The sequence below is a fragment of the Bartonella sp. AC158YNML genome (assembly GCF_042196725.1).
In the GTDB taxonomy this organism is placed as follows: Bacteria; Pseudomonadota; Alphaproteobacteria; order Rhizobiales; family Rhizobiaceae; genus Bartonella.
On record NZ_JBHIQU010000102.1, the window covers coordinates 1 to 579 of the forward strand.

The 579-nt window shown below is 40.2% G+C and carries 1 protein-coding gene; it reads left to right on the forward strand.

Annotation, left to right across the window (positions count from 1 at the left end):
- Window positions 1–579 (forward strand): hypothetical protein (locus ACFIM1_RS09480; protein ID WP_375694710.1); only part of this gene is annotated, 579 nt, incomplete at both ends.

Genomic DNA, 579 nt, shown 5'->3' on the forward strand with positions numbered 1-579 from the left:
GGCAATTGCTGGGTTTATGATGATGCTATGGTTATCAAAGCAAGCGTTTCCGAAAATGCCAAAATACGCAATAATGCCTGTGTTGTGAATTATGCTAGGGTTTATGGTAATGCTGTGATTAGTGATAAGGCATGGGTTTTGAGTGATAAGGCACATGTTTATGACAATGCAGTCATTAATGGCAATGCAAAAATTGGTGGCTATGTTTTTGGCAATGCCGTTGTGAGTGATAATGCCGTTATTACTGAGGGGGCTCTTATTTACGATAATGCCCATGTATATGAAAATGCTCAAGTGAGTGGGCTTGTGTTTAATGATGCCCATGTCTACGGTAAATCACGCCTTGCTGCGTGGTCAAAAGCTTATGGCAATGCTCATGTTTTTGATAAGGCTATAGTTTATGATGGGAGCAATATTTATGACAATGCCAAGGTTTCTGGCTCGGCGCGTGTTGGTCCCTTTGCAAAAATTCACGATAATGCTCATGTGAGTGGCAAGGCACAAATTTGCCAATTTACAACGATTTATGGCAATGCTGTGCTTAAAGAAAATAAGAAATTTTCTGAAGATGTCTGTGGT